At 38.2% G+C, this 23,107-nt stretch carries 15 protein-coding genes; 3 read left to right on the top strand and 12 right to left on the bottom strand.

The window, feature by feature from the left end; all coding sequences use genetic code 11:
* Positions 1-18: 18 nt before the first annotated feature.
* Complete coding sequence (locus tag AC13EX_RS24475) at positions 19-2,478, top strand: TonB-dependent receptor (RefSeq protein ID WP_482894675.1); 2,460 nt, start codon at positions 19-21, stop codon at positions 2,476-2,478.
* Positions 2,479-2,505: 27 nt separating this feature from the next.
* Here AC13EX_RS24475 and AC13EX_RS24470 read toward each other — a convergent pair whose 3' ends face one another.
* Entirely contained in the window at positions 2,506-3,906 is a 1,401-nt protein-coding gene (locus tag AC13EX_RS24470; protein ID WP_048643950.1) for an aminotransferase-like domain-containing protein, read from the bottom strand.
* 308 nt (positions 3,907-4,214) lie between these two features.
* Between AC13EX_RS24470 and AC13EX_RS24465 the strand changes: the two genes are divergently transcribed.
* Complete coding sequence (locus AC13EX_RS24465) at positions 4,215-5,255, top strand: branched-chain amino acid aminotransferase (RefSeq protein WP_339712440.1); 1,041 nt, start codon at positions 4,215-4,217, stop codon at positions 5,253-5,255.
* Positions 5,256-5,564: 309 nt separating this feature from the next.
* Here the strand turns inward: AC13EX_RS24465 and arfB are convergent, their stop codons facing one another.
* Together arfB and AC13EX_RS24455 are read right to left on the bottom strand one after the other, a co-directional pair.
* Positions 5,565-5,981, bottom strand: coding sequence for an alternative ribosome rescue aminoacyl-tRNA hydrolase ArfB (gene arfB, locus AC13EX_RS24460; RefSeq protein ID WP_482894674.1), 417 nt, complete (start codon positions 5,979-5,981; stop codon positions 5,565-5,567).
* Between the two features lie 182 nt (positions 5,982-6,163).
* Positions 6,164-6,631 carry a DUF6428 family protein gene (locus AC13EX_RS24455; protein WP_482894673.1) on the bottom strand — a complete coding sequence of 156 codons (468 nt, stop codon included), beginning with the start codon at positions 6,629-6,631 and terminating at the stop codon, positions 6,164-6,166.
* 437 nt (positions 6,632-7,068) lie between these two features.
* Between AC13EX_RS24455 and AC13EX_RS24450 the strand changes: the two genes are divergently transcribed.
* Positions 7,069-8,811: an ABC transporter ATP-binding protein gene (locus AC13EX_RS24450; protein ID WP_048643953.1), complete on the top strand. Its 1,743-nt coding sequence runs from the start codon at positions 7,069-7,071 to the stop codon at positions 8,809-8,811.
* Here AC13EX_RS24450 and AC13EX_RS24445 read toward each other — a convergent pair.
* From AC13EX_RS24445 to AC13EX_RS24405, 9 genes are all read right to left on the bottom strand, one after another.
* Positions 8,808-10,046, bottom strand: coding sequence for an NAD(P)/FAD-dependent oxidoreductase (locus tag AC13EX_RS24445; protein WP_482894672.1), 1,239 nt, complete (start codon positions 10,044-10,046; stop codon positions 8,808-8,810). The two genes, AC13EX_RS24450 and AC13EX_RS24445, sit on opposite strands and share 4 nt — an antisense overlap.
* Before the next feature lie 24 nt (positions 10,047-10,070).
* Entirely contained in the window at positions 10,071-11,423 is a 1,353-nt protein-coding gene (locus tag AC13EX_RS24440) for a DEAD/DEAH box helicase (RefSeq protein WP_482894671.1), read from the bottom strand.
* Between the two features lie 12 nt (positions 11,424-11,435).
* Positions 11,436-11,780, bottom strand: a complete 345-nt coding sequence (locus AC13EX_RS24435; protein ID WP_482894670.1) for a DoxX family protein — start codon at positions 11,778-11,780, stop codon at positions 11,436-11,438.
* 1,167 nt (positions 11,781-12,947) lie between these two features.
* Positions 12,948-13,730, bottom strand: a complete 783-nt coding sequence (locus AC13EX_RS24430; protein ID WP_482894669.1) for a M15 family metallopeptidase — start codon at positions 13,728-13,730, stop codon at positions 12,948-12,950.
* A gap of 130 nt (positions 13,731-13,860) precedes the next feature.
* Positions 13,861-15,165 (bottom strand): ATP-binding protein, encoded by a 1,305-nt coding sequence (locus tag AC13EX_RS24425; protein ID WP_482894668.1) that lies wholly within the window; start codon positions 15,163-15,165, stop codon positions 13,861-13,863.
* A 30-nt stretch (positions 15,166-15,195) separates the two neighbouring features.
* The gene (locus AC13EX_RS24420) at positions 15,196-16,083 is read right to left on the bottom strand and encodes a tetratricopeptide repeat protein (RefSeq protein ID WP_482894667.1); all 888 of its coding nucleotides are present in this window, start codon (positions 16,081-16,083) and stop codon (positions 15,196-15,198) included.
* A 9-nt stretch (positions 16,084-16,092) separates the two neighbouring features.
* On the bottom strand, positions 16,093-19,560 hold the full coding sequence (locus AC13EX_RS24415) for an eCIS core domain-containing protein (RefSeq protein ID WP_482894666.1): 3,468 nt from the start codon (positions 19,558-19,560) through the stop codon (positions 16,093-16,095).
* 64 nt (positions 19,561-19,624) lie between these two features.
* Positions 19,625-21,532, bottom strand: a complete 1,908-nt coding sequence (locus AC13EX_RS24410) for an eCIS core domain-containing protein (protein WP_482894665.1) — start codon at positions 21,530-21,532, stop codon at positions 19,625-19,627.
* Between the two features lie 12 nt (positions 21,533-21,544).
* A complete protein-coding gene (locus AC13EX_RS24405; protein ID WP_482894664.1) occupies positions 21,545-23,026 on the bottom strand; it encodes a contractile injection system tape measure protein in 1,482 nt (493 codons plus the stop codon).
* Between the last annotated feature and the right edge of the window lie 81 nt (positions 23,027-23,107).

Below are 23,107 nucleotides of genomic sequence, written 5' to 3'. Positions count from 1 at the left end.
TCTAAAGCGAGATAATTAATGAAAATAGCCCAACTACTCCTCATACATTTATTTGTTTTTAACTGCGTTTATGCCCAAACTGGGATCAAAGGCACCCTCAAAGATGCCCAAGAAAACACGCCCATAGAATATGGCAGTATTGGATTATTCTCCCTGAACGACTCAAGCCTTATAAATGGGGCAGTTACCCAACCCAATGGTACTTTTGAGTTAAAAGGAATCAAACCAGGGAGCTACTACCTAAGTATTCAATTTATGGGGTATAAAAGCCTTATTGTAAATCCCATTGAAATCAACAGAGGAAACGTTCTGGACCTTGGAACACTATTAATTTCCCCAGATGAGCAATTGCTAGAAATGGTAGAGGTTTCCGGCTCTAGATTTACAACGATGCATAAGGTAGATCGCCAGGTATTTGAATCTTCTGATTTTCTATCAGGTCAAGGTGGCAATGCGATTGATGTCCTAAGAAACCTTCCATCTGTATCCATTAATGCCGAAGGTCAACTTTCAGTTCGAGGAGCTACAGGCTTTGTTGTCATGTTAAATGGTAAACCCATTCAGTCTGATCCTTCTATTATCCTTAGCCAATTGCCTGCAAATTCAATTAAAAACATTGAGGTGGTTACGGCGCCTTCGGCAAAGTATGACCCTGAAGGAAAAGCTGGAATTATCAATATAACTACTGAGAAAGGGGCTACAGATGGCACTTTTATTCAAGTAAACACAAGGCTTGGTCTACCTAGTATCCAAGATTATAACAACAAGGAAAAACCGCAAAGGTATGGAGCAGACTTCACCATTAACCATAAAAAAGAAGCTTGGGACCTGTCTTTTGGTGCAAGTTACCTTAGAAATGACATAAATGGTCGTAGAGAAGGTGAAGTATACACCATAATCGACAATTCGACAACCTACTTTCCCTCAGATGGTGAAAGAGGTTTTGATGAAGAAGCCTATTCAGGAAGGCTTACACTTGGCTTTGTGCCTAATGAAAGAAATAACTTCAGTCTGGGTTTTTATGGAGGGATAAGAAGTAAGGATAGAACAGCTGATATTATCTATTATGACAACCATGCAGTCGTAAACGATCAGAGGTTGTATACCATGCAATATTACAATGAGAATTTACGTATCAGGACAAGTGATTTTGCCTTAGGTAGTTTTGACTATATCCATACATTTGAGAACAAGGCATCGATTTCCACCTCATTTTTATATGAGTACACCATGTTGGGAGGCCCGACCACCAACAGAAATCTGGGCTACCCAAATTCAGATTTCATTTACCAGGATGAATACAATACCAATGACAACCCACTGCACGGAATACGTTGGCAAATTGACTATAAATCCAAACCTCAGCCTTGGGGTGCCCTAGAAGCTGGCTACCAATTCAGGAGCCTAAATCACTTGGGGGATTTTGTATATGAAAGGAAAAACAGTGAGGGAAAGTTTGAATTGGTCCCTGATTTTTCTTCCAATGTGGACTTGACCAGATTGATACATTCTGGCTATGGCCAATTAAATGGGGTGAAAGGCAAATGGAATTACACTGCGGGGTTGAGACTGGAATTCATGGATAGGTCATTGCATCTGAAAGACAAAGCAAATACTATAGACAGTACCTATACTTATGAATTTGTTCAACCCTACCCATCTGCCAATATCCAATACAGCGCAAATGAAAGTTTAAAGCTAAAGGCAGCCTATAGCCGAAGGGTAGAACGAACCACTACCTTTAAAATGAACCCATTCCCTGAGAGAGAGCATTCTGAAACTTTGGAACAGGGAGATCCTAGTTTGTTACCTGAATTTATTGATTTGGTTGAGGCTGGAATTGTTAAAGATATTGGTGAAAACAGCTTTTACACCACGGCTTATTATCGAAAAGTGAAAAATTTGGTAAATAGAGTTAACACTATCTATAACGACACCATTTTAAATCGAATTTACTCAAACGTTGGAACTGGTAGATCTCTTGGTTTGGAAGCTGGCATTGAGTTGAATCCTACCTCCAATTGGAAGGTCTTTACCGGAGCAAATGTTTATCAATATGAAATTAAAGGTCAGTTTGACAACCGACCGATTGATACCTCTGCCTGGATATATTCTATCAATGCCAATACCAGCTACGCCTTTACTTCCACATTTAGCTTACAGTGGTCTCTCAACTACCTTTCCAAGAGAATCACAGCACAAGGAGAAGATTCAAGATTTCTATCTCCAAACCTAGTTGCCAAGAAAACCTTTTTTGGAGATCGTTTTAGTGCTACTCTTCAGTGGTTAAATATGGACATGGGATTGTTACCAACCAATGAACAAAGAATTAGCACATGGAGGGAGAATGAGTTTTACACTACCACAAATTATGTATTGGAAGTAGATATGATCATGTTAAACCTAAGCTATACCATCAACCCAGGCAAAAATAAATCGCGTTTTGTCAAAAGTGAATTTGGTGAAAAGGAATTTTAAAACCATTCTAGTCAGATCTTAAGGGTATTATTCCTTTAAGATCTGGCCCAATAGCTTTAATTCCTGCTCCAATTTATCAGTCCATGGAAGTCCGTAATTTAACCTGAGGCAATTGTGAAATTGACTCTGCAAGGTAAACATTCGACCTGGAGCTATACTGATACCTCTAGACAATACTTTATCAAATAGTTTTCCAGTATCCCATTTTTTATCCAGCTCCACCCACAATACAAAACCTCCCTGTGGTCTACTTATTTTGGTGCCTTTAGGAAAGTAATCTGCAATAGCTCGTATAAAATGTAGAGAGTTACTATATAAAGTAGCCCTTAGCTGCCTCAAATGTTTTTCATAATAATCGTTTTCCAGAAATAACCCAATTGCCTCCTGGGTCACAGTTGTGCTAGAAATGGAATGAAACAGTTTAAGTTTTAAAATAGATTTTATAAACTTACCCGGTGCCATCCAGCCGACCCTATAGCCAGGCGCTAAAGTTTTTGACACAGAGCCACACCACAAAACCATTCCCTCTGTATCAAAGGCTTTACAAGGTTTTGGTCGGCTAGCACCAAAATAAACATCACCATAAAGGTCATCTTCTATCAATGGCACATTGTACCTGGTCAATAATTCAACAACAGATTTTTTATTTTCATCAGGCATGCAACTGCCCAATGGGTTATTGAAATTACTAACCAGCAAGCAGATATCAATTTCCCCAATCAATTCTTCTAAATCTTGCGGCAAAACACCAAATTCAGGGTCTGTAGGTAGTTCTACTACTTTTAGGCCCATGTTTTTCGCCAATTGCAAAATACCAAAATACACTGGACTCTCCACTCCTATCCTATCACCCGGCTTGGTCAAAGCCATAAAAGCCAAAGAAATGGCATGCATGGCCCCTGAGGTAGTTACCAATTCATCCGCACCCAAATTACCTCCCCAAGTAAAAGACCATTTGGACACATTTTTGCGTAAGCGAAGATTTCCCTGAATATCATCATACCCTGTTCCTCCCGCAGCAAGTGTTTTAGTGGCTGTTTGTAGACATTTATTTAATCTAGCCACAGGAAAGAACGATTCATCAGGTACACTTAAGGACATTTGTGTAATGCTTTTATTTACAAAGTTTGAAAAAACTTTCCCTATTAAACCATCCTCTTTACCTGGAGCACCATTAATGCTAGGACTACTGGCTTGAGGCATAGGTAGTCTTTGATCCTCTTTTAAACAAACAAAAAATCCGACTTGAGGACGTGACACTATACATGACCTGCTCTCCAAGAGCAAATAGGCCTGAATCACAGTGTTCTTACTTACCCCATACTCTTTACTTACGGTACGTATAGAAGGCATTTTATCCCCTAATTTTAGGGTTCCTTTGGCAATGAGGTTTTCAAAATTTCCAGCAAGCTTCTCAAATAGGGTCATTGAAACAAAAATTTAAACTGTACCCTTCAAATTTAAATAAATTGTATCTGTAACCAATCGATGATTCTTATTTAATTTGCAATTACAAACAAATGATTTCGTGAATTAGACAAGAAACATCTTATTTAATAGGTCCGAAAAAAAGTGAAAAGATACAAGTCCTCCAATATTTAGATTGTAGGCCATTCCTTTTTTTGAACCTTAAGTATTTTGAATTGTTTAAAATTCACCAATAAGACATATTGACATTAGCTTTTCCCTTTGGTAAAAATGATTGTCAGGCAAATGCATTTTTAAAAGAATTACCCATGATGAACGAAACGATAACTGAAAAGCCGGATTTTGATTTTGAAAATTTCACTTTCGGGGTGCAAGCCACAGATCAAATGTTGGTAGCGAAGTATGAAAATGGCGCTTGGTCAAATTTCCAAATTGGTCCTGTCAAAAACATTTCCTTGTCCCCTTTGGCCATGTGCCTGCACTATGGTCAAACAGTATTTGAAGGGCTAAAAGCCTTTAAAACCACTGATGGAAAGATTAATATCTTCAGGTTAGAGTCTCATTTTAAAAGAATGAATCGTTCTCTTGAAAGGATGGCCATGCCTGCTTTGCCGGCATCGTGTTTTATTGATGGGATCCGTGAGCTTGTAAGCAAAGAAAGCCAATGGGTAATAGATGATCCTGAGTATGCACTTTATATTCGACCATTTGCTATTGCTACAGAGAACAAGCTTGGTGTAGATGCCTCCCATGATTATTTATTCATGGTAATCCTTTCCCCATTGAAAGCCTATTACAATAGGCCTTTGAGAGTGGTGGTAGAGACCAACTATATCCGTTCTGCAAAAGGAGGTGCTGGTGCAGCCAAAAATGGAGGAAATTATGGTGCTTCACTTCTACCCCAACAGAAAGCCAAAAAAGAGGGATTCGACCAAATCATTTGGCTAGATTCCAATGAAAAGAAATACATAGAAGAATCGGGTACAATGAATATCATGTTTATCCTAAATGGGAAAACATTACTTACCCCTGCACTGAGTGACAGCATATTGGACGGTATTACCAGGGATTCAATCATTAAACTTGCCCCAGAATTGAATTTGGAGGTAGAAGAAAGGTCCATTCAGATCTCGGAAATAATTGACCGCATAGCTTCAGGAGAACAAGTTGAGGCTTTTGGAGTTGGAACCGCAGCAGTTATTTCTCCGATTAAGGAAATATCCTATAAAGGTGATTCATTCGAAACCTACGTTCAGGAAGATGCTGGAATGTATCGCATAAAGGAAATGCTTTCTGAAATTAGAAGAGGCATCAGGCCTGATCCTTTTGGCTGGTCAGACCTAGTATGATACATAAAAAATGTGAAGCTATAAGGCTGACTTTGATCTAAATTTTGGTGGTATTGTTGCTTAAAAAAGGCGTCATTACCACCAAAAACAAACTTTACCTATAAGAGGAGTTAGATACTACTAAATGATAAAAACTGAAGAGCCTTTTCACTTTTAAGGCTAGTTACTTTACCTACAAAATTTGTTCTGTTATTTTTTTGGTGCCAAGAGTAAAATCCTTTCAATCAAAATAAAAAACCGGGATACTGTTAATTTCGAGTTTAGCTCGGAACTAGATAGTTGGCTTAACACCTATTTATTACTTCCCTGTTAAAAATTCTTGTTCCTCATCGCTTTTTTCTCAGAACGAACGCGTTTTGCTTTTAAACGTCTTTCTTTGGCAGCTTTGCCTGGTCGGGTAGCAATTCTTTTTTTCTTCCTTTTAAAAACCTTTTCCATTAGCTCATAAAATTTCCTAATGGCAATTTTCTTGTTTTCAATCTGGGAACGAGAAGTTTGTGCATCGATCTGTATGGTTCCATCCTTATCCAATCTATTCCCATACTTTTCAAAAACCTTGGTCTTTTCTTCTTCTGACAAGTATTGGGAATTGGGAACGTTAAAAAATAAAGTTACTCTTGAATTTACCTTATTCACGTTTTGTCCACCAGGCCCACTGCTTCTGGAAGCCAAAAACGTTAACTCGGTATTAAAAATTTCATTTTTAATTCTTTCTGTAATTGTCATGAATGAACCAATTGATGTATTACTTGTCATTAATAAAAAAAATGCATCAAAAAGTTCCCTTGACAATTTAGCAGGAGGCTGAGAAAGCTTAATTCTGTAATAACTGCACTTTCATTACCACCCCTTATCTAGGTAGACAATGAAAGTGCAGATTGAGCTCTAAAAATGACTTGTTTTATAAACTAACAGCAGCCCCCGCCAGGAGTACAGCTTCCACCCGAAGGAGTACTAACCATCTTCAATACAGGCTTCTTCTCAGGGACACCGCATTTCTCTTTTGCCAAGCAATCCGTTTGTTTACTGGTAAGTAAAAATCTTTCCCCGTTATAGGCCAATCCAAACCGCTGAATGGTTTCACCTTGAAATTCAACTTCGATAGGCGCATCACTCAATCCCAAAACTTTTTCTGACAGTTCGATAATGTGCAATAACTTCTCTGGATGTAAACGGTGGTTATAATCATCGGCATCCCAAAGTTGGAAATTAATCGCCTCCTCTTTACGTTCAGTACCACCACAATCAATATAATGTCTGATTACTTTTCCCACTTCTGTAACGTGAAAATGTTCAGGAACCAAAGTTCCATCAGGCAATTGAAAACTAAGTATTTCCTTGGCTTTTAATATTGGTTTTATTTCTGAAAGTTTCATATTTTTTTATTTTGAATGAACCATTTTATAATAAATTTGGCGTCCCCATTGAAACATACAGCCTATATAAACTGGTTATACCCAAAAGAGTAAAACAACTTTTAAATCAGGCCATTTCTTTATTCAAAGAAAGGACAAATTAAATACAAAAGCAGTTCCTTTTGGATTAACCTAGGGCTTAATCAATCGTTACATTGCAATATTACGATTAATAAATTTAAAGAAAAAGGATCTCTTCAACTTTTCAAATTTATTAGTGAAAATGGCGGCTATAAAAGACAGCCTTTTATAGTCCAGATTACAAAATATCCTATCCCTATCAATAGGGAAAATGTATCAATTACTTTAAAATCGAGCTTGGGGAAATTTGTTTTTGTCTAAAAGGAATGATTTTTATCAAAAATTGTTTTATACTTCTACCCCATTGAAAGCATTCTATGAAAGCAAATAAAAGTAAGGTCAGTTTAAAAAGTGTTTTTAAAACTATAATCTGGCCGAGAAGAAAATATATTTTTATTGGACTCTTTTTAATAATTATCAGTAGGTTATCTGGTTTAGTTTTACCCTGGGCTAGCAAGTACCTTGTTGATGATGTCATTCCCTCCAGTGATTTTGAATTATTAAAATGGCTCATAGTTGCTGTGGTTGTTTCGGTTACCATCCAATCAGTAACTTCATTTGGTTTAACACAAATTTTAAGTGTTGAGGCCCAGAATCTGATTGCTAAATTGAGGGTGGAAGTTCAGGCTCACATTATTCGCTTGCCAATACGATTTTTTGACAATGCCAAAACTGGGGAATTGGTATCCCGAGTAATGACTGATGTAGAAGGAGTACGAAACCTGGTAGGGACAGGACTTGCCCAAATGGTAGGTGGATTGTTGACATCCATGATCAGTTTGGTATTACTGATTTATATCAGTCCAAAAATGACTTTGTATGTCTTGGTCCCAGTAATAATTTTTGGCGTTATTTCTCTAAAAGCTTTTGGCCGGATTCGTCCAATATTCAGAGAAAGAGGAAAAATCAATGCTGAGGTAACAGGAAGACTGACTGAAACATTAGGAGGTATCCGGGTTATCAAAGGCTTTAATGCTGAAAATCAAGAAACAAAAATATTTGAATCAGGAGTAAACAAATTGTTTTTAAATGTTAAAAGTAGCTTAACTGCGACAAGCTTTGTTACCAGCGCGGCTACCTTTTTACTTGGACTCGCTTCTGCCGGAATAATGGGTATAGGAGGCTACATGATCATGGAAGACCAATTGACATTTGGTGATTTCCTTGCCTTTACCTTATTGTTAGGTTTTATGATTGCCCCTATTCTTCAAATGAGCAATATAGGAAGTCAATTGACCGAAGCTTTTGCAGGCTTGGACAGGACTCAGGAATTAATGAACATTCCATTAGAGGCGGACCCATTGACCAGAAATATTCTCTTGCCGGAGATAAAAGGTAGGGTGGCATTTGAAAATGTTCATTTTGAATATGAATCAGGTACTGAAATAATAAAGGGTGTAGATTTTATTGCTGAACCAGGAACAGTCACTGCCTTGGTTGGGAGTTCAGGGTCAGGAAAAACCACCATTTCAGGTCTTGTAGCTTCCTTTTTAAACCCAACCAAAGGAAGGGTAACCATAGATGGACAAGACCTTAGTAAAATAGATTTGGATTCATTTAGAAGACAATTGGGTGTGGTATTGCAGGATGATTTTCTTTTTGAAGGTACAATCCGAGAAAACATAATGTTTCCAAGACCAGACGCTTCAGAAGAGTTACTTCAGGATGCTGTAAAATCAGCTTATGTCCATCAGTTTACAGATCATTTCGAAAAAGGACTAGAAACGGTTATCGGTGAAAGGGGTGTAAAACTTTCAGGAGGGCAGAGACAAAGACTTGCCATCGCCAGGGCCATTCTCGCCAATCCAAGAATTCTTATCCTTGATGAAGCGACTAGTAATCTTGATGCTGAGAGTGAACATTTTATTCAGTCCAGTTTGAAAAGCTTAATGGAAGGAAGAACCACCTTTGTGATTGCCCACAGACTTAGTACTATTAGGCAAGCAGATCAGATTCTCGTCATTGAAAAAGGGCAGATTGTAGAACGTGGACACCACGATGAATTGATAAGCACAAATGGAAGGTACCATGATTTGTACACCTTTCAGGCTAGAATTTAGGCATTACTGAGCAATGCCTTTACAGCCAATCTACCTGAAGTCATTGCTGCATTGATAGAGCCATTTAATAATTGATCCCCTGCTAGAAAAACATTGTCGAATAATTTCACATGTTGCAGGGGGGCACTATTTTTCACATCTGTGAGCTTTGGCAATGCTTTCTCAATGCTATAAGTTTTAATGTGTTCAAAAAAATTGGCATCAATCCCTGTTAAAGCTTCTAATTCCTTTGTTACTAGTGTCTCCAGATTTTCTAATCCTTTGACATCCTTAATAATGGAAACAGACAATAAGGCCCTACCATCACTGGCATATTTTTTACTAACATCAGTCAAGAACACCAAATTGTTGATCATGAACTTATCATCTGGCACCAAACCAATCATAGGTTTAGCTATAAATGATTGCTGTAAGGTAAAATACAGATTGGTAACTTGATGATAGTCCAGGTTATCTTGTCCAATAAGCTTTCCAGGAGCTGTTGCAATGATAATCTGATCAGCAGTCAAAGAATTTCCGGAATCAAGGTGAATGGTATTGTTTTCAATTAATGAAACCTTGGTATTGAACCGGATTTGGGTATGTGCTAATTGTTCGAAAAGTTGCTGAGGAATTTGCCCCATGCCCTTTTCAGGAATGGCAGCATATCCCTGACCAAACATTTTAAAAACAAACTCAAACATTCTGGAAGATGTTGAAAGCTGATCTTCTAGGAAGATTCCACTAAAAAATGGCTTGAAGAAATTATGAATAATGCGATTTGAAAAACCAAAATTTTTTAAATAGGTTATAGTTGTACTTTGTGGACTAGTAAATATAGCCTCTATACTTTTTTCTTTTAACCTTTTGGTCAGCGCATACATTTTATACTTGTCCCAAAGTGTCCCGACTTTAGAAAATGCCATAGCAAAAACCTTAAGTGGGTTCCGAATCGGGTCATAAATGGCAAAAGATTGTCCACCAGCTTCGAGAATAATTGCCCCAGCCTTAAACTTTTTCAAATTTAGCTTATCCAAATCAAGGTAGCGACTTAATTCTGGATAAGCAGTTAGCAAAACTTGAAAACCATGATCGAGCAAATATCCGTATGTTTCATCAGTTTTCACTCTACCTCCAATGCTATCAGACCCTTCAAGAATTACTGGAAAATAACCCGCCCTTTCAAGCTCTATTGCTGCCACAAGGCCGGAAATTCCAGCTCCAATAATGTATACACTTTTTTCAGTTGAAAGCATTGTTATGGTTTTAATTAACTCCTTTTATTCACCCTCATTTTTTATATTTTTCCTCTCACGAAACTTCCCCTTATCCGAAGAGGCTTTTACCTTAGGTCTTGGCTCGGTTTTTACATTAGCCGTTTCACTTGATCTTTTTTTATCGTTCGGCCTAGACTGTTTCTTAAAGGAGTTTCCTTTTTTCTTATTTTTTGATGCGTTTCTATTCCCTGCATTGGACTTATTAGAATGGCTCTTAGATAAATCAGGTCCTTTCCCTATATCTTCTGGATTAGGCAATACCTCAATTTCCATGCCGATAAGGTTCTCAATATTTTTATATTTATACCTGTCTTTTTCATTGACAAAAGTAACAGCTTTCCCTTTCTTCTCTGCTCTAGCAGTACGCCCTACCCTATGCACATAATCTTCTGGATCATTAGGTGTATCAAAATTAATTACCATTTCGATATCCTCCACATCAATCCCTCTTGATAGTATATCTGTAGCAACAAGAATCTTTAATGATTTGTTTTTAAAGGAAGACATAATTAATTCCCTCTCATTCTGATCCAAGTCTGCATGAAAAGCTTCCACCATAAAGCTTTTTCTCAATACCTTATACAAAGACTTGACTTTATCCTTGGTCGAACAGAAAATTATAACCGCTTGAAAATCCTGGGATTTCAGTATATGGTTTACCAATGCCTCTTTTTGCCCATCATATACATGGTAAACATATTGACTGACCCCTTTAGCTGTTTTACCCAAAGCAATGGATATTTGTTCGGGATCATGCAAAATCTGTTGAGAGAATTTCCTGATTTTCGGAGGCATGGTAGCAGAAAATAACAAGGTCTGTCGTTTTTGAGGAAGGTATTTTACAATCGTCAGAATATCTTCTGAAAACCCCATATCCAACATTCTGTCAGCCTCATCCAATATTAAATTTTCAAGGGAATCAAAATTCACTTTACCCCCTGCAAGAAGGGCTATCAACCTACCAGGAGTAGCTACTACTATGTCAGCACCCATTTCCAAGGCTTTTCTTTGTTGCTCCCAGACTTTCCCGTCTCCTCCTCCATAAATTGGAATAGAACTAATTCCTAAAAAATAGGCAAGTCCCTGGATTTGCTGATCTATTTGGATGGCAAGCTCCCTTGTTGGGGCAATTATCAAGACTTTAACCCCATTTCTTTCCCCTTTACTTATTTCATTAAGCACTGGCAATATAAAAGCGGCAGTTTTTCCTGTCCCTGTCTGTGCAGTTGCTATCAGGTCTTTCCCTCCTAGTATTATTGGTATTGCTTGCTCTTGTATGGGAGTTGCTTTTTCAAAACCCATTGCGTCCAAACCTTCCTGAAGTTCGGGAACAAAATTAAATTCACTAAAAATCAATTTTTCTCTAGTTTAAGTGTACAAATATGCCCAGCCAATTAATGCCAATTGCATCGGAAGTCTAATCAACAACAACCACTTTGGAATCCCTAAATGCTTTCTTTGATACATGTATAGATTGGCTGGAAATACTGCAATTAACAAAAGGATGATTCCATAGGCAGCTACAATTCGAACCGGCTCAAAAATCAAACCAAATCCTAATCCTACCTCTATGCTCCCTACTAATTCGTTAACCAATTTGCGTTTAGGAATAAAAGGCGGGATAATACTTGTAAACAAGGCAGGTTTTACAAAATGTGCAACACCCACTGTCATATAAAAAATTGCCATCGCATAAAGAAATGCTTCATCCATAAAAATCAATTGCAGTAATTTCTTTATTCTTTAAAATTAGGACTTCAAACTTGCATATCAAAAATATTTAGGCTTATTAGCTAAAATAAATCCTTATTTTGGAGAAAGAATTTGATTTTTTCCTTTTAAACCTGTTTCTATCATTAATTATCAGTATGATTTGGCATTGAAGTGGATTGATTCTAAGCATTCAAAGCAAATAAGCACACTCTATAATGAGTAACATTAACCAGGCTTATGAATACCCCCACCCTCTTCAATAATGGATCGAATCTGTAATATTTGCTAATTAAAAATCCTTTTGAGCCATAATCCACTACTTTAAACCGGATTATGCAATAGTATTTCTCCGCTCTGACAATAGTCAGAAGTGAAGCCTGTCCCTTGTGTACGAGAAGAGTTGAATTCGCAAGAAAATCAGGCTGTTTGAAGATTTTAGCATAGCATCACTATGGTGAACCTGTTGATAGGAAGGCAGATTTGAAAACATGACTGAAGTGACTGATTTTGAAGTGATTTCAGCACATAATAGAAAGTCTATTTCATATTTTGGTTTCAACATCCCTTCCGTTTAAATTCAGGGATAAACATGACCAATTACTTTTAAATAACCACTGAATTTAACTCCTTAGGACCTCTCCAAACTCATGTAATTACAAATCTTCAAAATCTAGATCAAATTTGAGCATCAAATTACATTAATAATAATTATCTACCCATATTATTAATTATAGTGTAAACTTTAAACTATTTTATTGCTATATTTTAAATTAATCAATCTTTTCCTTACCTTTGAAATATCAAACAAAGACAAACGGTCTTTGGTCAATAAAAGACAAACTTTTTATTGATGATATATACTGTAGGATGATGAAACTGGCAGACATGCCCTCCTGTCTCGGGGGTGGGGATCACAGGATAAAAAAAAATAGCGAGCTCGTGTTTTTTCTAACTGCCCCGTGGAGGTTCGACTCCTTCTCCTACAGCAGGTTATTTTGGGTTTATTGTTAATTGACTAAAGCTATGAGATTTTGTTTCATAGCTTTTTTTTGTGCCAAAAACCCAATATAAATTAAACCCGAAACAGGTAATAGTAGGACAATTATCTATTTCGGGTCAATATAGGTAGGGATTAATTTCTCTTTTTTATCATAAAACAACCTGGCGTTACACTTCAGCAGCCTGAACGTGCATCCAATCGTAATTTTTTCTCCTGCCGAGACTTACCCAACCTTCTTCTTCCCAGCATCTCCACCAGTCATTGTACACAGGGTGTGCAAATGCGGCTTGGTTTCTTCCCCAGGTCAATTGGTTTCTAGCTGGGTCAAAATCAAGGGCAACTCCCCAAGAATGGGTTGACCATTGCGTTCCTCCTCGCATCAGTCTATTATTAAAACACCCTCCAAACCTGTTTAGCGCTAGTCTTTCAATTTCATTCTCCCCATAAATATTTCGCACATTTTCTAACACCAATAACAGACTCTCTGCAACCTTAGCATGGCAGGTGATTTTCTTTGCCCTATACCTCATGTCCCAAGCTATTTTCATTTCATAAGGCACTGTCACTGTCACAAGATTTTTTGCCCGAAGACCATAAAATTCGTGAAAAGCAGGTGAATTTTGCCTGGGCCAGCGATTCATAGGGTTGATCTCTTCAGGCCTCCATGGTTCCCTGACTTTACCATACTTTTGTAAATAAACCAATTCTTCAAAAGCATATTGGGTCTGAGGGCCCCACATCCCGTCTATAGCTCCAGAATTAAAACCTTTTTCTCTGGCTCCTATTTGAATCATGGTCGTAACCTTTCTCACATTTGGAAGATTGACGCTCATTCCTGGTACTCGATTGAGGCTTTTGAGTGTTTCCGGACCAAAAATACCATCAATTGCACCTCTGTACAATCCTTTTTCTGCCAGCAATTGTTGGACTACTTTGATTTTTTCTTTCATGCCTGGTTGTTAATTATTTGTAAAATATTTTATTAATTCAAATTAGCCAATAGACAGCTAGAAGCACTAAACCATTTTTCGATTATGCGCAGGGTTCCTATCTGTTTATTGAGATAATTTAAAAAAAGCACTAGTGAATTTTACCTTCTTTTTGAATTTCATACCTTATGCACTGAATCAATAGTTCTTCCTTAATTTCTTTATGTTTACCAGCCATAGTCTTTAAACCTACCTGCTGAATAATATTTACAATATTGGCACCGGTAAGGGGATATTTTCTAGCCAAATCTTCCAAGACCAACCTTGAGTCCAGAGCAATCTTTTTGGGCAAATACTGTTTCCATAATGCCAGCCTTTCACTAACACCCGGTGGTTCGAAATCAATAATTGTCTGAAACCTTCTGATAAAGGCTGTATCCAAATTGCTTTTATAATTGGAAGCCAAAATCACCATTTCAGGATAGGCTTCTATGCGCTGTAATAAATAGGCTACCTCTTGATTGGAATGTTTGTCTCTTGCGTCTTTGACATTTGTCCTTTTTCCAAAAAGTGCATCAGCCTCATCAAAAAATAAAATCCAGCTTTTACCTGAAGCCTTCTGAAAAAGCCTTGAGAGATTTTTTTCGGTTTCACCAATGTATTTAGACACCACAAGAGACAGGTCAACCCTATAAACATCCTTGCCTGTATATTTACCTAATAATCCTGCTGTTAGGGTTTTTCCTGTGCCCGGTGGACCAAAGAACATCACTCTATAACCCGGCTTCACGCTACGTTTTAATCCCCAATCTTCCATCAAGCGCTTATTGTAGGTCAACCAATCTTCCAGCGCTTTGATTTGTGAAAACGTTTTCTCGGACAGTATTAGATCTTCCCATTCAAGCTCTGTACGAATCAATTCGGCTGGAAAGTTCGGGCTAGGTTTGGGAGGCCTGATACTTTCCATCAATAACTTATCTGCAAATTCCTGATCTGGGTAAATAGGTGCGGCATAGAATGGCTCTTCTTCAGAAGCCTCGCCAATCAAAATATGCCCCTCTTTTAGTAAGCGAGAATCCTGAAAAATAGAAAAATACTTCTTTCTTGAAACCGGGTCACTTCCACCTAATAAATAAAGCAAGGTTTCACCTGTAGGAATGATCCCGCGATGGTATTTACTTTTGTACCCCCCAAATTCAGGAAGTGATGTACCTTCGGGAAAATACTCCTGCACTATCTTACTCAAAAAGCCAGGATTTATATAGGGCACCATTGCAAGTGCTAGCAATAACAATTCCTGGTTTTTGATATCAAGCTCTTTAATAATTTTTCCTAAAAATTCATTGGGGTCAAAATAAAGATCCAGATTAGGTTTGGTCAGGCTTGCTGTTTTTCCAATTTCATGGTCCATCCTGCTTTTGACCACCATCTCCAAAAAAATTAACAATTGTTTCATAGATCTATAGAAATGCCTTCCGGATTAAAATCAATTTTGTTCTTGTTTACCGGTATCGATTTGCTTCATTTTGGATTTATAATGTAAAGCTTTCTCAAAACCCGGATCCAAATCAAGGGCTTTATTCAACCAATTCTTTGCCAACTCAAATTCTCCTTTACTAAGATAAACAACAGCTAAATCTGTTAAAATTGCTGGATTATCTGGTTCCAAACGGGAATTTTTAATCAAATGATCCAAGCCTTCTGATACTTGACCTACTGCAAGGAAGGCCATAGCCAAATAATGTCGATAAGAAGTATTGTCAGGTTCCTCTGCAAGGGCTGATTTAAAAGATTTAATGGCAAGACCATAATTTTTTAAATGAAATTCACATTGCCCAGCCAAAAACCAGACAAGCCCTGTCCAGTAATTAGGAGGTATAGAAGTCAAAGTCTGTCTTGCCTCTTCCCAATGGTTCATCCTCATAAAAACCTTAACAAGTTGTATTAAATTTTGATCAGTGGGATGCTCTTCTATTATGCTTTTCCAGATCTGTACTGCCTTTTCCAACTCATTGATATGGGTGGCAAGCTTTGCCAAACTAATTTTTGCATTTTGGTGCTCAGGGAACCTTTCCACTGCTTCAGAAAACTTATCCCAAGCAATCGCATATTTACCTTTCATGGACAGCGCATTCCCTAAATTCACTAGAAAATGCGGCTTTATTTCAATTTGTATCGCTTTTTCAAAAAACAATATGGCCTTATCGTAGGCTTTTTGCTGTTGATAATAAAGGCCCATATTATTTAAGATGGATGTGTTTTTTGAATCTAACTTGTAGGCTTTTTCATAGCATTCTGCTGCCTTTTCAAAATTTTGCTTCAAAAAATACCTTGCACCTTCATTATTGAAAGAAATGGCCTTCTCCTTTTCCATTGTAGTCATTTAGTCAAATAAATCATTTTTGATGTCTCTCGCCAAGCCCTTACCCATATTCACAATATCCAGATCAGGATAGATCACTTCAATATCATCGAAAGACATATCAAAAGCCTCGCCCTCCTGATAATTGACTGGGAACACCAGACCAAATTGTATATCTGGCCCCCATTCAAAGCCAGCCAAATTGTGTCTCCAGGTTTCTGAAACAGAGAGGAAGCCTACTCCAAGGCTGGCCCTTGCAAATGCATTCACTTCAAATTCGAATTTGGGATTTACAGTGATTCTACCGAGAGCATCCAGGGACAAGCCTGTCTGAGGGGTCCAATTCAAATCTACTTCTGCAGCTGCTTCTCCTTCTAACCCTAATGCGCCAGTCAACTCTATTCCTCCTGTGAGGCTAGCAATGGCAACACTGACACCAAGGCTCAAGTCACCTCTTAAAGTAAGTCCAGCATCGGCAGGAATGGCAAATTCTCCATGACCACTTATTGTGGTTTCATCTTCTCTTTCAGGATTGTAGGTGATTTCAGCGGATATATCTCTCAATTCACCTGGACCAAAACCGGCTGTAAAATCCAGTCCACCTCCAATTTGAGCAACCAAACCAATACTTCGTGGCCCAATAGGAATCGCGAACAATGGAATCTCTATTGTTGGAGCCCTAAATAAATTCCTATTGAATTCCTTTCTTTGAAAAACCTCATAGCTCTCAGAGGCCAGTCTGGCAGTAACTTCTATTTCTCCATTAGGTAAAAGTTTAACTCCAGCCGTTGCAGCCAACCAAGGAGTTAATTGAAGGGTAAGCTCACCTCCACCATAGACTCGCATGGTTTCGTCCGGATCTCCAGAAGGCTGTCCATCTTCACCTATAGCGCGGTTGGTAGCGCCTACTTCTATGGTTCCACTTAACATTCCTCTGCTATAGGCTGCCGAACCTACAATTGTAAGTGCTCCATTCTCATAAGTAACTGTAAGTGATGTAGAAATCCCTGGAATATCAGGCTGGGCTGTGCCGGTTACCATGATTTCATAGTTCTCAGCCCCTGCAGGTTTAGCAACTCTAGCCGCTATATTACCTCCTGTAATCCCGGGAATATCACTGCTTAAGTCAAAATCACCACTGAATGAAAAACCATCTTCACCGAAATTGAAGGCCATATTCCCCCTTTCAATACCTGGAACATCCAGCTCAGCTTCACCTGTTGCAGAAAAATTATTTTCACTATAGGAGGCAGTTATGGTGGCGGATTTAATACCCCTCAACTTTCCTTCAGGAATGCCTATCTCTCCTCCTATGGTCCAGGTATTTTCCTTGTATTCCATATTGATCTCCGCCGGATCAAATAATTCAGAATCAAAATTAAATGCCCCTTCCAATTCAAAACCTGAAGCAGTGGAAGCGGTAGCACTTATATGCCCTTCTCCTACTTGGTTGATGGCAAAATTGGTTTCACCGGTCAGCCCCAATCCATTCCTGGAACTTGCAAAAATCGTTAAAGAACTATCGCTAATCTCAAACGGCGCGGGCACATTAATTTCTTCAATTCCAAAGGTTTTAGATACTCTTACTTCGCCATTGGAGATAAATAGTTCTATAGGACTGCCCTCGAAAATAGGAATACTGGGTAATATTTGGCCATAAGCCTCAATACCAGTTGGCATCAAGTCCAATTCAAGGATTTCTACCGGGCTTGCCTTTTTTATTCGCAGTCCATATAAACCGGACTTAATAGACTGCTTGGTAAGGTATCCTGCATATTTAGAACCCGGATAACGTTTTACAGGAAAGACTTTATCCTCTGCCCAAGGTGCCCATGTTTTGTCTGAAGAAGGTATGTTTACTGAAATACTGCCTAGGTTCTCTGTGTTTTCTACATTTTCACCTTCAGTAGCGAATTGTTTGGCGGTAATTCTGAAAGGATTGCCTAACCAAGTCTTTTCAGAACTACCTAACCTGCTACCCTCTCCTGTCCAAACAAACTTTTTACTTATTCCACCGGATTGATTGGGGAAAATACGAACCTCTCCTTCGCTTCCAATATCAGCTAAATTCCCCACTTCGATGGGTTCTAATTGATCTCCGCTTTCTATTTGAGTTTTGGTCCAAAATTCATTTTCGGTGGCATTACTATCTCCTCCAGCCAAAGCTTCTGCACTATTAAAAACCAAGGTATATTTGTTTTTAAATGTCGCATCTCCTCCAGGGTATTGAACCCCATGTCTTTCTCTAAAACCATTGAGTTTTTCCGTAATTTGACCTTTTATAACAGACCCACTTGAGGTGTTTTTACTGGCATCCAATAATTCCATGTTTTCAAGGGTATTGGGCCATGTTGCCATGCTCCAATTAGCCAATTGAAGTTCTACAATATGGTCTACGTGGAAGTTTCTGTAATTCTTATCTTTCCCCCAGCCAGGCGTCGTAAGCTCTTTCGAAATCACATCAATGGGGCCTATATAAGTGGGCTTTGCTCCCCTGCCATTTATATTGGCTTTAAACACATGCGTAGTATCAGCTGTTGGGGGAGTTCTATGGTGCTCCTCATACAAGTTGTTCAATCTTGTGGCAATATTGGTTGTACTTACCTCTTCTCTCCAGACGCCATCTCTTTGGTTGGTATTGCCTCTTAAATAATTGTTTTTTCTTTTGAGAGGGGCTTTGCTTGTAAATAGTGTTCCCCTATGATCCTGTAATTTAAATCCTGGAATGGGTATTTTACTAAAAGTTATGGTTTTAGCACTTTCATCCAAAACACCAGTTTCTTCCTCCATTTCAGGAGCTGATTCCTCTTCGCCTTCTTTTTGAATGGTACTGTTCTGTATGGCTGGACTACTTCCTTGTTGAATGGTATGGGTTAACTCATGCGCCAAAAGATGCTTTCCAGCGCTATCGCTGGGCTTGTATTGGTTTTCATTAAAATAAATATCATTCCCATGGGTGAAGGCATGTGCCCCAATACCTTGGCTCATCTGCACTGCCTGGCTATCAGTATGCACCCTTACATCTTTAAAATCAGCACCAAATGACTCCTCCATTCCTGAAAGTGTCTCCTGATCCATTGACTCTCCTCCTGATGTTTGATTGAGCTGCTGCTCGAAACCCGGAGGTGTGGATGTGGCAGTCTCTTGTTTCATTTGTACAGGAGCTTCCGCTTCACTATCCTGAGGCTCCATTGATAGCTGCCCTTCCTCTTCTGATTTTTCCTGAAAAACCGTTCTATTTACCTTTAACTGAACGAGAGGCGTAACCCCTTTGGCCAAGGATTGGGCTTGGATATTTTCATCTGTCTTTGATTGAACATTCTCTTCTTGAGACTTTTCTTGCACCACCTTATCTGCCATTGCATCAGCTTCTTGCTCATACTGATCACCAGGCTGTCCTACTGCCAATTTCGCCTGAAAAAAGGGATCAGACTGATTTTGGGAGGAGTGACCTCTGCTGGTTTTAGATTTAGAACTAAAATGGCTCATACAATTTATATCATCAATTCAGATTTATTGGACTTTTAATTAAAAACCCATTTGGGTATTTGAGCTACTTGTGGGCACAGGAAGACCATTTATTTGCTTTAGCATGGTTGCGAATTTTTCTAATCATAGGATTAACTATTTTTCTCTCTTCATGATAAGCAGGTCCAGTACCTATTGGCACCCCATGATCCTCTTTCACTAGGGCAAGAAAGGAGTCAATCCAATTCATTTCAGCTTCGAAAATTGCATCTTGAAATTTTGGATCCAACCTAATCATTGCCTCAGCTAAAATGTCATTTATCGTAAGGGCACTTTTTGGAAATGCCATTTCATTTACCGCCTTTTCCAAGGGTATCAAGACAGAAGTGTCAATTAATGCCGTACGCATTTTAGAGGCATGAAATCTTTCATGAGCTAAAACTGCATCCTCCATAAACCATTCTACATAAGAAGCCCCAAGATTACTTAAATCATTAACCTGATCGCAGTAATTCTCTTCACTAGTATTTCCCCCCGGCCCGGTTACTTCCTTCATTCCGGGAAGAAGGCGTGTTTGCACAGAATAATGACCTACCAATCCTGTAATGACTGGATGCCACATTACACCATCATCTATTAATTTTAATTTAACATCGATGGTTTCAGGGAAAACCCTTCCCATATCTGCAGGGCCCAAACTATTTGATGCAACAGCTCCAGCCTGGGCGATTACATTTTTCAAGTCAATCTTAGCATCAATGGTTACAGGCATTTCAGGTGCCGTTACCTCCACTCCTCTGTCAAGTCTATCAAGGTATTGGATTGTGTTTCTACCCACTACCCCATCCACAACCAAGCCCATATCCGCTTGGAAAGCTTTCACAGCTCTGCTCGTTTCCTCCCCAAAAGATCCATCTGCACCATACTTAGGCAAACGATAATCTAAACCAATTAAAGCGTATTGTATTAGGCTTACAGCTGTTCCATTGGAGCCAATTTTTAAAGTGGCATAATTGTCAAAAGTATCTTCAAGCAATTCATTTGTTGAAAATCTACTTGTTGGATGAAAATCATGGCCATCATTTAATTTCGACTGCACAGCTTTTTTTATAATCCCCTTTTGTTGAATTGTATGGGTGAGTTCATGAGCCAGTAGATGCTTTCCTGCTTTTGTTTCTGGTTGGTATTGTCCTTGATTAAAAAAGATATCAAATCCATGGGCAAATGCCTTGGACCTAATTTTCTTATTCATCATTTGAGCCTTTTGATCTGTATGAATTCTAACTTTGCTAAAGTCAGAGCCAAATTTTTTCTCCATAAATCTTTTCGTATCAGGAGACATTGGCATACCCTTCCCCTTTTCTTGAAAAAGGATGTGTTCTATACTGTTAACTTGGCTTTGGCGAGATGAATCCTTTCCACTTTTGCTTTCTTTGGTTTGAATACTGTCTTCCTCTTTTGCAGTTTGAACGGTATCCTCCTCGTTTTTGGATTGGACAGGTTCTTCCTCAGAACCTGCTGCACTGACTTTTTCTTCCTCTTCTGCTTTGGTGCTAACAGTTTCCTCTTCTTCAGCTTTAACCTGTACTGGCTCTTCTTCTTCAGCTTTTGTTTGTACAGGTTCCTCCTCTGAAGCTGCTGCGTTAACCTTTTCCTCCTCTTCTGCTTTGGCGCTTACTGCCTCCTCTTCATCCCCTGCTTTTTGGACAGCCTCTTCTTCATCAGCTTTAGCTTGTACTGGTTCTTCCTCCTCTGAAGCGGCCTGCAGTTTATCAGTGGTATCTTCCTTTTCTTTACTTTGTATTGCTATTCCAGTATCTTTTTCATCTGACACTTTTTGAATCATAGGATCAAAAAAATTATCATTGTCAAGAGAAGGTGTCAAACTATCACTTTGTTCCTTCTTATGGCGAAAAAAACTATTCCCCTCCTTGCTTTGAAATAAAGGATTGATCAAACCTACTGAGGACTTTCTAAAACCTTGTCTTTTCATAGTATCTTCAATTTACCACTCTACAAGCAAATGCCTTTTTTGCCAAGGAAGCTTTATTAGTGAAAGGTTCCAGGAAATACTTTCCAATAATACATCTTGTCCCTTTCTTTCCACAATTAAGCGGTCAGCATTTTCCTCAAAAACCAATTTGCCATTTCGATTTATAAACTCGTTACGAATAGTTTCTATTCCCGTGTTCCCCAATCTCTTCCAGTTTACCTTTAGTGCATTTAAAAGTTTCCCTGTCTTGTCTTTAATATCTTCGGAAAGAAACACCTCTCTATTAACTTCTTCATTAATAGCTACCCCTACTAAATACTTTTCAAAAACCAGCTCAAAATCAAAAGGTTGCTCTTTCCTGTTAGACAAATAATACAATGCATGAACAGCCGTTTCCGAATTATTAATATTTCCTTTTTCATCTATCAACCCGCAATCAAGAAAAAATGATTTCAAAAAAGGATGCAGTAAAATCAAGCCTGAATTGCTTATATAATAGCTCTCTTTTTTATCTATACTTTTTGGTTCTGACCGATCCCGAATATCATTTGGATTTTCATTTCCCGTTTGCACTTTATCATCGAGGATTCGAATAATCGATGGAACAATATCCTTTCTAGCTTTAATATCATCAAATTTTATGACTTCTCTGAAAATTTTCTCTACTATTTTCCTATCTGGTTTGCTAACTTTAGAAAAGTAAAGCTCTGCAATGAGCTGCCAATCGCCTTTCTTTTCCTCAAAAATACTTAAAGCGACTATTATCCTGTAAAAAACAAGCTTTTTGTCATCTTCCAACCTCTCATTTATCTGCTTAAATTGGAGTTTTTTAATAGGTGATTTGCTGCCTATAACTATCCAAATCAATTCACCTATTTCCTTCACTCTATATTGCCTAATCACTCGATCAAAGAACGGGGAATGCTGGAAGTATTTAAGCAAGTTCCCATCTCCTCCAAACTTCTCCATTATGGGTTTTAATTTTGCCCATTCAAAAGTATCTCTGGCTTTTTCTATAGGATACCACCAAGGCAAATGTCCATTTTCCAAAAAATAAATCCATGATTTCAACAGACTTATTACCGGATCCAGAACCAAAACTTCTTCATCTATTTCTTTTTTTGTTGAAAGTCCAATCGGATCCGAATTGAGCATAAGCTCATCACTATGTACCTTCTTAAAATTGAGCTTGCTATTTGAAGCTATTTCTTTAGAAATCACCTCCTTAAATTGATTCATGAATGCTTTTAGAATTATTTTAGGCTCTAAAAAATCTTCTTCCAAAAGATCCAAAGAAATATTTATCTGGGGAATCTGAATGAAATCATTTTGTAATTCTTTTTCCAATTCATCAAGATAGGAAGCAATTAAAGGCAGTAAAGAATCCTGAACAAAGGTGTTGATATTTCTTTCTATAGACTTGGCATTCTCGACCGATTTGGAATATATATCGATAGAAACTTTTTGTATAGAGTGCGTATCAATTTCCTTCATTTATTTTTATTCTTTCAAATTAATTCTTATATTTCTAAACGTTTGGTCACTAGACTGAACCTATTTTACTGGCAAATGAGT

Source organism: Cyclobacterium sp. L-R (assembly GCF_056859355.1).
This window is presented reverse-complemented; position numbering and strand designations above follow the sequence as displayed.